The organism is Streptomyces sp. R11 (genome assembly GCF_041051905.1).
In the GTDB taxonomy this organism is placed as follows: domain Bacteria; phylum Actinomycetota; class Actinomycetes; order Streptomycetales; family Streptomycetaceae; genus Streptomyces.
The window spans coordinates 290,934-303,345 of sequence record NZ_CP163432.1 but is presented as its reverse complement, the minus strand read 5'-3'; the positions used below and the strand labels follow the sequence as shown (position 1 = coordinate 303,345).

The following is a 12,412-nucleotide window of genomic DNA, read 5'->3' as shown; positions in this document are numbered from 1 at the left end:
GCGGTTATCGGGAGCACAATGCACGATCGGTCCACTCGAATTCATGGGGTTTCTGCATGATGCAGATCCAAATGTGGCACCGTGGCTGACGCCGCCGCTCGCGCACGGCAGCGGGTGGCACTTGCACAGAGCGACACGGCTGAACGTCTCGCGCTGGCGCGAGAGTTCTATGACGCGGCGCCGGGCGGCTTCTCCCAATACGGACACGCCGAGTTGAGCTTCATGCGCTGGTCGGCCGCTCGCGGAGTGCTGGAGCCCGAGACCGCGGCTGCGGCCGGCAGCCCCTGGTGGCGCAAAGTCAATGAAATGCTGCTGCGGGACAAGGTCGAGGCACGTCTCTTGGCCGCTGGTAATTCAGGAAATCCCGGCAGTCGCAGTGTTCGGTACTGGATGGATTTCATTGCCGAACCGTCGCCGACCCGGTGGTACCGGGCGCACAACGCCAGCATTGTCGCGGGATATCTGAAGTATGAAGGCCTGGCGTCCGAGGAACTCAAGGTAGAGCGATTCATGATGAATGTCGCGCTGATTCGAGTTCTTTATACCCATGCCATGCTGGCGAATCCACGCCTCGCACTGGGGTGGCGGCTGGCATTCCTCGGCCCCCGGCTGGTGGACCCGCGCCACCGCAGCGTCAAGATGTTCCTCGACCTCGGCCGGTCGTTCCCGAGGGAGCACCCGGTGGCCGGCTCCCTCCACGAAGTCGTCCTCGCCGAGCACGCCCTCGCCCGCATGCTCGACTACGGCCTGATCGCCCCGCGTCTTCCCGCGCTCTACGAGTTCGCAGCCGAGGCACTCGAGGAGCCGCGGCTGACCTCCCTCCTCGATGACGGCGTGCCGGCCTATGTGTGGCCGCATGCCGATCGTTCGGTCTGGTTCGTCGGAAACACGGGACCGCACCTGCGGGCCATCGCGAGAGTGACGGGGGCACGTCTGCTCTGGGCGCCCTCTCCGTACCGTCGGCCTAACCGGAGGACGCGAGGGTGAGGCTGGTTCGGTCCGGTTGGCACGGTCCGGGGTTCGCGGGCAGGATGCTGCCATGCGCAAGCCGTACCAGGCCCAGGCCCCGGCCCGTCCGGGCGCCTGCGCCGGCGCCACCAATGCAGTTCTGTCCCTGTGGTCGCAGGACTCCGTACTGTCGATCGGTTCGGTTGGATCGGTGCTGTCCATCGGCTCCGTCGGGTCGGCTCTCTCCATCGGCTCGATCGGCAGCGCTCTGTCGGTCGGCTCGATCGGTTCAAGCCTGTCGCTGCTGTCCTTCGGGTCCTGGCTGAGCACCGGGTCGGTGCTGTCGGCCCAGTCGACCTGGTCCGCGCTGTCCTGGCGTTCCTCCCGCAGTTTCCTGTCCTTCGAGGGCAGGAAGGTCGCCGGAGTGCTGGGGGCCGCGGGCGCGGCGGCGGGAGCGGCGGTGCTGCTCGCGTGGACGACGCGGTCGGGGCGCCAGATGCCTTGACTCGCCGCGCGGCAGCAACCGCGCCGAGTACGCGCGCCGAGGCCGTTTTCGAGCAGCGGCCTTCTTGGGCCGTTCGGCTCGGGGCCCGGCGCGCCTTGGCTGCGCAGGCGGCGTGAGGTGGAGGATCGGTGGGACGGGCGGCCACGGAACGGACCGCCCGGGTATCGCTCGACTGCGCGAAGAGGTCGGTCATGAAGCCGTTGGACGACACCGTTCTCGCCGCTCGGGCGCGGGGCACGGAGCCCTGCGAGCCCGGTCGTACGCTCGGTGACGCGCGGGCGGCGGCGTGACGGCCGCTCCGGGAGGGGGCGCGTCGCGCGGTGGCCGTTACGGCGAGGACGTCTTCCGTCCGGAACAGGCGGGGGAGGGCGAGCGTATCGACTTCGGTGCGCTCGCCTACGACGACATCACCATGGGGCGGCTGCGAGCGCTGGGCGTCGGCCCCGGCTGGCGCTGCCTGGACGTCGGTGCCGGAACGGGCACGGTCTCCCGTCGGCTGTTGGGCGAGGCCGGGGTGGACAGCGTGCTGGCCGTGGACCGTGACGTACGTTTCCTCACCGAGCGGCCCACCCCCGGGCTGGATGTGCTGGAGGCCGACCTCACGGCCCCGGACTTCGTCCGCGGCACGTTCCGGCTCGTCCACGCGCGGTTCGTGCTGATGCACCTCGCCGAGCACGACCGGCTGATCACCACGCTCGCCGAACTGGTCGCGCCCGGCGGTGTGCTGGTGCTCAGCGACGCGGTCGACCTGACGAGTGACCGGACGCCCGGCACGCCGTACACCGCGGTGATGCGGGCGATGTGGCAGGGGCTGCAAGCCACCATCGGGACCGATGTCTCCTGGGTGCCGTCGTATCCACAGCTGTTGCGCGGGGCCGGGCTCGTGCCTGCCGCCGCCGAGATCCATGTGCCGCCGCTGCTGCCGTGCAGTCCCATCAGCCGTTTCTGGGCGGACACTTGGGAGCGGAGCAGGGCGGCGATGCTCGCCACCGGCCTGGTCGACGACGCGGGTATCGATACGGCGATCAGGTACCTGGGCTCACAGGAGTGCGCCGCGCTGTCGGCCGGCATGCTCACCGCGTGGGGATGGAAGCCTGAGGCAGAAAGGCCTTAGGGACGCACCACGTCCCTGTCCCGGACGACCACTGGCTCGAAGCTGTCCGACCCGGACCACTGAAGCTCCGCGACCTCGTCGGTCGCGCGGTCCAAGATCGGTGGGTCGGCAGAGCGCATGACGTCGGCGAGGGAGAGTGTCGCCCGAGGCGAGCGGGAACCTGCGGCGCCGACCGCTCAGGCACCGACGAGAAGAGCTGGTCGAGAACCGACCGGCTTCCGGCGGGCCGTCTGCGGGTGCGGTCCTGCCGACCGTGGAGCACGCTGGGACATGGGGCAGCCGTACCCCCGAGTGATCGCAGTACCTCGGAGGTGGGTCCCGTGGCGCACAGGGATCCCGGCGGGCGCGTCGACGAGGCAGCCGCCCTGATGCTGGAGGCGCTGTTCACGCAGTCCCCGGTAGGGCTGCATCTCTTTGACACGGACCTGCGGGTGCTGCGCGTCAACACCGCCACTCCCGGCATGCGGAACCTGTCCATGGACGACCTCCGGGGGCGCCCGGTCCGTGAGGTCTACAGCCTCGTGGATGACGATGTGGAGGCGCTGCTGAGAGAAGTACTCGACACCGGGGTTCCTGTGCGGCAACGCATCGTCCGGGCGCATGTCGAGGGGGATACGCAGGCGCGGAACTTCGAGGTCAGCGCGTTGCGCCTGGAAGGCTCGCAGCGGTCGGTGCTCGGGGTGGCGGTCACCGCGGTCGACGTCACCGAACGGGAGAGGGGCCTGGCCCGCACCAGGATGCTCGACGTGGTGCGGGAGCGGGTGGGACGCACGATGGAGCCGGCCTTGATCGGCGAGGAACTCGCCGCGGCCGTGGTCCCCGCGTTCGCCGACGTCGCCGTCGTGGACGTGGTGGACGCCGTCCTGCGCGGCGATGATCCCCCTCTCGCCCCGCCGCCCAACGGCACGCTCGTCATACGCACTGCATTTCACGGCGCCGGTACCCGCCCACCGCATGCCCGTTCGGTGGGCGACGTCCGCCGCCTCGCCGGTCCGACACCCTTCACCCAGGCCCTGACCGACCTGAGCCCGAGGGCGGTCCAGCTGCAACAGGACACTTCGTGGCTGGACGCCGATCCCGCACTCGCGGAGGCGATCCGGTCATCCGGCGCCCACTCCCTCCTCGTGGTTCCCCTGACGCTGCGCGACGCCGCCCTCGGGATCGTGAGCCTGTACCGCACGGGCCACTCGCCGGCATTCGACGAGGACGACCGCGCGTTCGCCGTCGAGTTGGCCACGCACACTGCACTGTGCATCGACAACGCCCGGCGCTACACACGTGAACACACGATCGCCGCCACGGTGCAGCGCCAACTACTGCCCCGCCGGCCCGAAGCCCACGCATGGCTGGAGACCGCCTACCTCTCCGTCACGGGTGCCTATCCCGGTGCCTGGTACGACACCACCACCCTGTCCAGCGCCCGCACAGCGATCGTGGTCGGCGAGGTGTCGGGACGCGGTGTGCACGCAGCCGCGATCATGGGACAGCTCCGCACCGCCGTGCGCTCCTTGTCGGTGTTCGACCTCACGCCCGACGAACTCCTCGCCCGCTTGCACGACACGGCGGGGCGCCTTGCCGCTGAACAGGCTCACCTCCCGCTCGGCGATCCGCTGCGCCATGAAGCGCTCACCGCCGACTGCGTGTACGCGGTCCACGACCCTTTGACCGGCACGTGCACGATGGCGGCGGCCGGCCGGCTGGCCCCCTTGGTGGTACGTCCGGACGGGACGGTGTCCCTCTCCGGCGCCCCGGCGGGGCCCAGGCTGGGGAGTACGGAGGGCGCGCCCTTCGCTGCCGTCGAGATCGACGTACCGGCCGGCAGCGTCCTGGTGTTCGCCAGCGACCCGCTCCTCACTTCGTATCTGGCCGAATTCCCGGGCCCGTTGGCCGAGGTGTCCCAGTACGCCGACCGCCCGCTCCAGGAACTCGGAGATGCCCTCGTCTACGCTCTACCGGCAGATCTGGGCGTAAGCGACGCCGCGGTGATCGTCGCGCGCACCCGGACGTTCCCCGCCGACCGGTGCGCCGCATGGTCACTCGCCCCCGAGCCGACGGCCGTGGCCGACGCCCGACGGCGTACCCGCCGACAACTCGCCGCGTGGCACGTCGATGAAGAGACCGCCTACCACATCCAGCTCATCGTCAGCGAACTCGTGACCAACGCGATCCGGTACGGCAGACCACCGATCGAACTGCGACTCATCCATGACCGCACCCTGACCTGCGAGATGCGTGACGCCGGCTCGGCCGCCCCACACCTGCGCCACGCCGGCACGGTCGACGAGGGCGGGCGAGGCCTGTTCATCATCGCGCAGTTGGCCCAGGCATGGGGGACCCGCTTCAGCACGCGGGGGAAGACGATCTGGGCCGAGCAGGCGCTGTCCGGCGAAGCCGGGTCTGACGGCTCGGTCTGATCGACGGTCCTGACCTGACTGCGGCCGAGGGCGTCGTGGCCAGGGGATCTCATGCCGCGCCGGCCGGGCCGACCGAAGGGGGTCCGGCGCGGCGCGGCGTGGGGTCAGCCGACGGGTGGCATGTCCGTGGGGCTGGAGTCGAGTCCGGGGCGTTTGCCGGCCCAGGCGCCACGGGTGAAGTCCGGGATCTCGACAGGGCGGCCGTTCCTCGCCAAGGACGCCGCGCTCAGGGGGACCGTCGAGCACCAGGCGGCCGAGTCGTACACGTCGATGTCGGGCACCAGCCCCGCACGCATCAACTGGACGGTGCGCCACTGCAGGACGTAGTCCATGCCGCCGTGGCCGCCGTTGTTCGCGGCGTCGTCACCGACCTTCTGCCACAGCCAGTGGTCGTACTCCTTGCGGTAGTCGGCGAAGTCGCGCCAGGTGTGGCCGCCGTGGTCCGGTTCGAGATAGACGCGCGCGCCGGTCGGGGCGGGCCCGGTGTAGTCCTCGACGATCCCCCGGCTCCCGGCGAGGCTGTTGATCCTGCTGTACGGCCGGGGTGAACTCACCTCGTGCTCGGCCCGGATGATCCTGCCCTTGTCGGTCTCGATGAGGCAGGTGACCAGGTCACCGTTGATGTACGTCTCTTTCCAGGACGGGTGGTCGCGCGGGACGAAGCGTTCGCGGTAGTCGGCCAGTCCCTTCGGGGCGGTCGCGGTGGCGGCGAGGGTGGTCATCCGGTCGCCGCGGTTGATGTCCATCGCGGCCGCGATCGGGGCCAGCCCGTGCATGGGGTAGAGGGACGCGGTGCTGCGGGTGTGCCACAGGCGCCGCCAGGAGTCGGTGTAGTAGGTGTCGGAGAACAGCAGTTCACGCAGGTCGTGGAGGTAGCCGCCGTGGCCGTTGGTGATGTCCCCGAACAGGCCGGCGTGCGCCATCCTCAGCATGGCCAGTTCGTTGCGGCCGTAGCTGCAGTTCTCGGCGAGGAGCAGGTGCCTGCGGGTCCGCTCGGAGGTGTCGACCAGGTCCCACAGCTGGCGCAGTTCGGTCGCGACGGGGAGTTCCACCACGGCGTGCCTGCCGCTCAGCAGGGCGGCTCTGCCGTGCTCGTAGTGGAACTCCCACGGCGTGGCGACGTACACCAGGTCGATGTCGTCGCGCCGGAGCATCCGGGCGTAGGAGTCTGCTGATCCGCCGTACTCGGCGGGGCGGGGCTCGCCTTTGCTCACGAGTCGGTCGGCGACGCGTCGCGCGCGGTCGGCGCGGATGTCGCAGACGGCGGTCACGGTGCAGCCGGGCACGGCCGCCCAGCCCTCGACCATGCCACTGCCACGGTTGCCGAGTCCGATGACACCGACGCGGACTGTTCTGTGGGCCTCGAACGGCACGCCGATCATCGACTTCTGTCCGGGACGGCGGCGGGGCGCCTGCTCGGTCGCGGCGGCCGTGGCCGGAGCCGCGGCGGCCATCCCGACCGCGGCCGCGCCGGTGGCGACGGCTCCGCCCAGGAGCAGTCGGCGTGAGACAGCGGGTGTTTCGGACATGACGGCAACACTCCTCGCTGGGGTGGCTTGCATCACTGCCGGGGCACTGTGGGGACTGTCGGGGCATGACTCTGCGGGCTTCGACGGTTCATGTCAATACGTGCTCGATAGAGAGCAGTTCCGAGCAGGATCAAGCATTGGCGGGTGGTTGAGGTACGGCCAACGTCGGCTCGGTGAAGGCGGATTCAAGCTCGGCATCGCGAGCGCCAGGCGAAGAGGCGGAAGCAGGTGCTGCTGCCAACCCAGTCCCATAACCTCGTGTTGGAGACATCAGATGCCGTGGGCATCCGGATCGAGGAGGCGATGGTGTTCGGAAGGGGCACGCGGTTGTTCGCGGGCGCCGTGATCGTCGCCTGCATGGTGCTCGTCGGCCCCAGTGCACCGAGCGGCGGCCTCTTCGCCAGGTCGCTGCCCGTCGAAGCCGTCAAGGACGTCGCACCGAACCGGGTCATGACGTGGAACATCTGCAACCCCTGCGAGGTGAGCAACGTCGACCGGGCTGCGGAGATCGCCGCGTACGCGCCCCAGGTCATCGGCATGCAAGAAGCGTGCGTGCGGGACGTCGAGAGAATCCGGGAGTATCTGGAGAGCCTTCACGGGCTGGTCTACCACGTCGAGTACGGGACGGTTCTTCGGAGTTGGGGCCGTTGCGGGGGAGTGCCGTGGAGTCCGGGGGCCTACGGCCAGGCGGTCCTCTCAGCGGCGCCGATGACGGACCGCGTCAACGTGGAGTACCCCGACGGAGGATCCGAGGACCGTGGCTACATGGCGGTCACCACCATGGTGGGCGGCGAACCTACCCGGGTCTTCAACACCCACCTCGCCCATCGACGTCAGGAGGAGGTCCGGGCGGCCCAGGTCGGCGTGCTGGCCGCGGAGGTCGCGCGACACGACCGCGCCATCGTTCTCGGCGACTTCAACGCTGTGCCGGACGCTTCCGAACTCGCCCGGATGTGGGCCCTGGCCGCGGACGCGGACCCCCAGTGTCATCCCTCCGCCTCGCTCGTCGGCACCTGCGAGACGACCACGGACTGGCACAGCAAGTTCGACTACATCTTCCTGCGAGGCATCGTCCCGCTCGAGCACCGTGTGCATCCCGGCGCGAACTCGGACCACCACTCGCAGTACGCCGACCTGGACGCTTAGGGACCGTCTGCACCGCTCGATCGCGACACTCAGTGCGGCTTCCCAGTCCGGGCTCAGCCTGTCGCGGCCGACTTCAGACGCCTTCGGTGGGCCCGGTTCGTGGCCATCAACGTGTCGAGGGCTTCCCGGGTGCGGATGAGGTCCTCGATGTGTTCCGAGAGCCGGTCGCGCTCCTCGGCCATCCGTTCCAGCGCGGCGTCTGACGTTTCCTCGCTGGGCGAGTCGACGCAGGGCAGCAGTTCGGAGATGGTCCGGCTGGACAGGCCCGCGGCGTACATCCGCTGGACGAACGTGACCCGCTCGACGTGGCTCTCCGTGTAGTGCCGCTGCCCACTGGCGCTGCGGGTGCTGGAGAGCAGGCCCTGTTCCTCGTAGTAGCGCAGGGACCTGACGCTGACTCCGGCCCGTGCCGCGAGCTCACCGATACGCATGCCGCCCCTCCCGGTTGTGATCCGGAGCACAACCCTTGCCTCTGACGTCAGTGTCAGGTTTTAGCGTAGCCGACGTGCCCCGATCCGGGCACGACGGATCACGAAGGAGACTGACGTGACGACCCTCTTCTCCGGGTACCGGCTCGGCACCCTGGCGTTGCCCAACCGCGTGGTGATGGCGCCGATGACACGCGTCCGAGCCGCCGCCGGCGGTCTGGCGACGCCGTCGATGGCGCGCTATTACGCCCAGCGGGCCACGGCCGGCCTGATCGTCACCGAGGGGGTGCAGCCGAGCCTGATCGGGCAGTCCAACCCCGGCACTCCGGGGCTGCACACCGACGAGCAGGTGGCCGCGTGGCGCCCGGTGACCGACGCGGTGCACACCAACGGCGGCAGGATCTTCGCCCAGATCATGCACGGCGGACGTGTCTCGCACCCTGACACCACCGGCACGCAGCCAGTCGGCCCTTCGGCCGTCGCGGCCGTCGGCGAGGTGTTCACCCCCAACGGACCGCTGCCCGCTCCGACTCCGCGCGCGCTGGACACGGCCGAGGTGCCCGAGCATGTCCAGTCGTACGCGGACGCCGCACGCCGTGCCGTCGACGCCGGTTTCGACGGTGTGGAACTCCACGGCGCCAACGGCTATCTGATCTCGCAGTTCCTCTCCTCCAACGCCAACCTGCGCACGGACGGATACGGAGGCTCGGTGAGCAACCGGATCCGGTTCGCCGTCGAGACGGCCGCCGCGACCGCCGACGCCATCGGCGCCGACCGCACCGGGATCCGACTCTCCCCCGGAGGCGCCTTCTGGGGCATCGAGGAGACCGACGTCCACGAGCTCTACACCGCACTCCTGACCGAGCTGTCCCGGCTCGGCCTGGCCTACGTCCACCTCGAGGCCACCACTGACGAGGAGACGCTCCTCGGTCTGCGCCGGACCTGGTCCGGCCCTCTCGTCATGAATCCGGTTCTGCCGATGGGCCGGAAGCAGACCGGCCGTGCCGACGCCGACCACTGGCTGGGCCTGGGCGCAGACCTCATCAGTTTCGGCCGCGCCTTCATCGCCAACCCCGACCTGGTGGAGCGTCTGCGCACCGGTCTCCCGATCGCGCCCGACGACGACGCGACGTACTTCCAGGGCGGCGACAACGGCTATCTCACGTACTCGGCGTACCAGCACTCGGCGTAAGGCCCCAGGAACCGGTGTCCGGCAGGACCTACCGCGTCGCCGCCTCCGCCGCCTTCTTCAGCGCGTCGAGCCAGGCGCTGAGCGAGTCGTCCAGCGCCGCGGCGAGGTTGTCCCGGTCGGCGTCGATCGGAGCGCCGGCCCAGGACTCGCGGGTGCGGACCACGACGCAGTCGCCGTCCTCGGTGAACGTCCACTCGTGCACAGGCGAACCGGGCGAGATGTCCTCGAGGATCCGCTCCGTCTCGTACTGGGGCAGGGACGCGAAGACGTACGGGACCTCGGGCGGCAGCCTCAGCTCGATGCGGTCCTGCTCGACCCCGTCGGCGTACATCAGCTGTCCCCGCAGCGGCACGGCGACTTCCAGAGCGGCGCGCACCATGCCCATCCGGTCCCAGATCTCCAGCGTCCGAGGCTGGACGCCCACCGCCTTGGCGTACGGCAACCGGGCCGGAAGCCTGTCGATGAGCCGGCAGGCGACACCCTGCCGCCGCAGCTCCGCGGCCGCGGTCAAACCGACCGGTCCCGCACCCACGATCAGTACATCCGTGTCCACCACAGGCGTCTCCCGACAGCAGAGCCCCCTTCTGCCTTGCCTCAATCGTCCACCGCCGGCACGGGAGGAGCGGGTCCGGCAGTGGTCCGGCCCGCTTCCACACGCCGATGGGCACCGATGCGCATCGAAGGTCGCTGGCACAGCGCCTTCGCTGCAGATGGCCCCGGTCCGGCGTGAGCATCGCCGGGAAAGGGCACCCGATTGATCAAAGAGATGGTCCCTCCCGAACGACCCAAGGAGCACCAGATGTCCAAGCCGCCGCTGCCCTCGGAGGCCGTGGAGTTGCTGCGCCGAGCCAACCCGTGCGTGATGGCGACCCTGCGTTCGGACGGCACACCGGTGTCCACTCCCACGTGGTACGTGTGGGATGACGGCCGCGTCCTGATCAGCCTCGACGCGGGCCGTGTCCGCCTGAGGCACCTGCGCCGCGACCCGCGCGTGACTCTCACCGTTCTCGACGGCGACGACTGGTACACGCACGTCACCCTGATCGGCCGCGTGGTCGAGACGCACGACGACGAGGGCCTGAAGGACATCGACCGCATCGCCACGCACTACATCGGCAAGCCCTATCCCGACCGCGTCCGGCCCCGTGTGAGCGCCTGGATCGAGATCGACCGCTGGCACGGCTGGGGCGCGATGAAGGACAGCGATCAGGCCTCCGGCTGACAACCGCGCGCAGAGAAAGGCGGCCCCCCCAAGGCGCCCTGCCCCGGGCCGTAGCCCGAAGGGGTGGACTCTCCCACCGTGGGAGGGTCCACCATGATGGCGTGCGGGACGAACTTCTCACCATCGGGCGCTTCGCCCGCCTGTGCCGGCTCAGTGTCAAGCAGCTGCGCCACTACGACGAGACGGGGCTGTTGGCCCCGGTCCACGTGGACGCCGGCTCCGGCTATCGCTATTACGCGCCCGAACAGGCACGCGATGCCCTGACCGTCGCCCTGCTCCGTGACATGGATGTCCCGCTGGCCGTGATCGCCAGGGCCCTGGCCGCCGAACCCGAGCCCAGGGCACAGATCCTGCGCGCCGAACGGGACCGGCTGGCCGAACGGATCAGCAAGGACCAGGCACGGCTGAAGATGCTGGAGCGGCTGGCGGAACGGGGCCTGCCCGGCTACGAGGTGACGATGAGGCAGGAACCGGAGCGGCGCCTGGCAGTCGTGCGAGCGGTCTGCACCCCGGCGCAGATAGGGGACAAGGTCGCTGAGTGTGTGGCTCGGCTGCTGCCCGGGATCGGCCGGGCCGGGATCGCCTGGGAGCCGCCGCTGTGGGCCCTGTACCCGCTGGATCTGCAAGAGCCCATGGAGATCGCCGTGGGAGTGCAGATGCCGCCGGGGGAAGTGACGGCAGTCGTTGCGGACTTCGAGGTGTTGTCCGGCGGACCCGTGGCCGAGACCGTGCACGTCGGACCGTACGCGCAGCTGCCCTTGGCCTACAACGCGCTCTTCGCCGCCATCCACGAGCGCGGGCTGCGCCCGCAGGCACCCGTACGCGAGGCCTACCTCGTCGGGCCGGCCGAGGCGCCGCCGGAAGAGCTGCTGACCCGTCTGGTCATCCCGATCCAGGAGAGCGCGGTATGACAATGCTGGACATCGATGCTCGCGGTATGCAGCACTGCGAGACGACAGCTCTGGGAGTGCTGCTGCGCCACCAAGGGCTCGTTCTGTCCGAGCCCATGCTCTTCGGCCTCGGCTCGGGTCTGTCCTTCGTCTACTGGGACAGCAAGAAGATGACCTTCCCTTTCCTGGGCGGACGGGTAAAGCCCTTCGACCTCACCAGGAACCTCGCCGCGAGACTCGGTCTGGAGCTCGTGGTACGGGAGACCACCTCCCCCCGCAGGGCATGGGAGAACGTGGCAGCCCCCCTTGACGCCGGCCACCCCGTCGGACTGCAGCTCGACAGCTGCCATCTGGACTACTTCGGGTCGAAGGTGCACTTCGGCGGGCATGTCGTCGCCATGTACGGCTACGACGACCACGACGCCTACCTGGTGGACACCGACCAGCAAGGCGGAGCGGTGACCACGAGCCTGACCAGCCTCGCGCAGGCAAGAGCCGCGCGCGGCCCGATGACCGCCAAGCACCGGTCTTTCACCCTCACCGCCCCGAGGGACCTGCCCTCTCCTCAGGTCCGGATCACAGCGGCCATCACGGCCTGCGCCGACGCCTTCCTCCACCCGCCCATCGCCAACCTGGGCCACCGTGGCATCGAGAAGGCCGGCAAGCTCGTACGCACATGGCTCCACCGCACCGACGCCCCGCGACGGGACCTGGCACAAGCGGCCCTCTTGATGGAGCGGGCCGGCACCGGCGGCGCACTCTTCCGCAACCTCTACCGCGACTTCCTCGCCGAATGCACCGACCTGCTCGACAGCGGTCACCTGCGCGCCGGACTCAGGCTGTACACCGAGGCGGCCACGCTGTGGACGGAGGCCGCGGCGCTGATTGCGAAGGCCGGTGAGTCCGGCGACGCACAGTGCCTCGCCCACGCAGGGACCGTCCTGCACGATCTCTCGTGCATCGAGCGCGAGGCCATGCAGTCCCTGAGCTGCCTGACCGTGCCGACCGCGGGCGGAGGATGACT

The 12,412-nt window shown here is 69.7% G+C and carries 11 protein-coding genes and 1 pseudogene; 9 read left to right on the top strand and 3 right to left on the bottom strand.

Annotated elements, in window-relative coordinates; all coding sequences use genetic code 11:
• The first annotated feature begins 81 nt into the window (after positions 1–81).
• From AB5J55_RS01510 to AB5J55_RS01495, 4 genes are all read left to right on the top strand, one after another.
• Complete coding sequence (locus AB5J55_RS01510; protein ID WP_369268871.1) at positions 82–987, top strand: hypothetical protein; 906 nt, start codon at positions 82–84, stop codon at positions 985–987.
• A 52-nt stretch (positions 988–1,039) separates the two neighbouring features.
• Positions 1,040–1,453, top strand: a complete 414-nt coding sequence (locus AB5J55_RS01505; protein WP_369268870.1) for a hypothetical protein — start codon at positions 1,040–1,042, stop codon at positions 1,451–1,453.
• Positions 1,454–1,739: 286 nt separating this feature from the next.
• Positions 1,740–2,567, top strand: a complete 828-nt coding sequence (locus AB5J55_RS01500; RefSeq protein ID WP_369268869.1) for a trans-aconitate 2-methyltransferase — start codon at positions 1,740–1,742, stop codon at positions 2,565–2,567.
• 320 nt (positions 2,568–2,887) lie between these two features.
• On the top strand, positions 2,888–4,981 hold the full coding sequence (locus AB5J55_RS01495; RefSeq protein WP_369268868.1) for a SpoIIE family protein phosphatase: 2,094 nt from the start codon (positions 2,888–2,890) through the stop codon (positions 4,979–4,981).
• 104 nt (positions 4,982–5,085) lie between these two features.
• On the opposite strand, the gene AB5J55_RS01490 is transcribed toward AB5J55_RS01495, so the two are convergent.
• Positions 5,086–6,510 (bottom strand): Gfo/Idh/MocA family protein, encoded by a 1,425-nt coding sequence (locus AB5J55_RS01490; protein WP_369268867.1) that lies wholly within the window; start codon positions 6,508–6,510, stop codon positions 5,086–5,088.
• 303 nt (positions 6,511–6,813) lie between these two features.
• Between AB5J55_RS01490 and AB5J55_RS01485 the strand changes: the two genes are divergently transcribed.
• Positions 6,814–7,656: an endonuclease/exonuclease/phosphatase family protein gene (locus tag AB5J55_RS01485; RefSeq protein ID WP_369276051.1), complete on the top strand. Its 843-nt coding sequence runs from the start codon at positions 6,814–6,816 to the stop codon at positions 7,654–7,656.
• Positions 7,657–7,709: 53 nt separating this feature from the next.
• Here AB5J55_RS01485 and AB5J55_RS01480 read toward each other — a convergent pair whose 3' ends face one another.
• Positions 7,710–8,087, bottom strand: coding sequence for a MerR family transcriptional regulator (locus AB5J55_RS01480; RefSeq protein ID WP_369268866.1), 378 nt, complete (start codon positions 8,085–8,087; stop codon positions 7,710–7,712).
• A gap of 115 nt (positions 8,088–8,202) precedes the next feature.
• Here AB5J55_RS01480 and AB5J55_RS01475 point away from each other — a divergent pair, with 115 nt between their 5' ends.
• Positions 8,203–9,276 carry an alkene reductase gene (locus AB5J55_RS01475; protein ID WP_369268865.1) on the top strand — a complete coding sequence of 358 codons (1,074 nt, stop codon included), beginning with the start codon at positions 8,203–8,205 and terminating at the stop codon, positions 9,274–9,276.
• A gap of 220 nt (positions 9,277–9,496) precedes the next feature.
• Here the strand turns inward: AB5J55_RS01475 and AB5J55_RS01470 are convergent.
• A pseudogene (locus AB5J55_RS01470) lies at positions 9,497–9,832 on the bottom strand (FAD-dependent oxidoreductase); the annotation flags it as partial.
• 243 nt (positions 9,833–10,075) lie between these two features.
• Between AB5J55_RS01470 and AB5J55_RS01465 the strand changes: the two are divergent.
• The 3 genes from AB5J55_RS01465 to AB5J55_RS01455 all read left to right on the top strand — a co-directional run bounded on the left by AB5J55_RS01465 (position 10,076) and on the right by AB5J55_RS01455 (position 12,410).
• On the top strand, positions 10,076–10,498 hold the full coding sequence (locus tag AB5J55_RS01465) for a PPOX class F420-dependent oxidoreductase (protein ID WP_369268864.1): 423 nt from the start codon (positions 10,076–10,078) through the stop codon (positions 10,496–10,498).
• 101 nt (positions 10,499–10,599) lie between these two features.
• A complete protein-coding gene (locus AB5J55_RS01460; RefSeq protein WP_369268863.1) occupies positions 10,600–11,409 on the top strand; it encodes a MerR family transcriptional regulator in 810 nt (269 codons plus the stop codon).
• The gene (locus AB5J55_RS01455) at positions 11,406–12,410 is read left to right on the top strand and encodes a BtrH N-terminal domain-containing protein (RefSeq protein WP_369268862.1); all 1,005 of its coding nucleotides are present in this window, start codon (positions 11,406–11,408) and stop codon (positions 12,408–12,410) included. Before AB5J55_RS01460 ends, AB5J55_RS01455 begins: the two co-directional genes overlap by 4 nt.
• Positions 12,411–12,412: the final 2 nt, after the last annotated feature.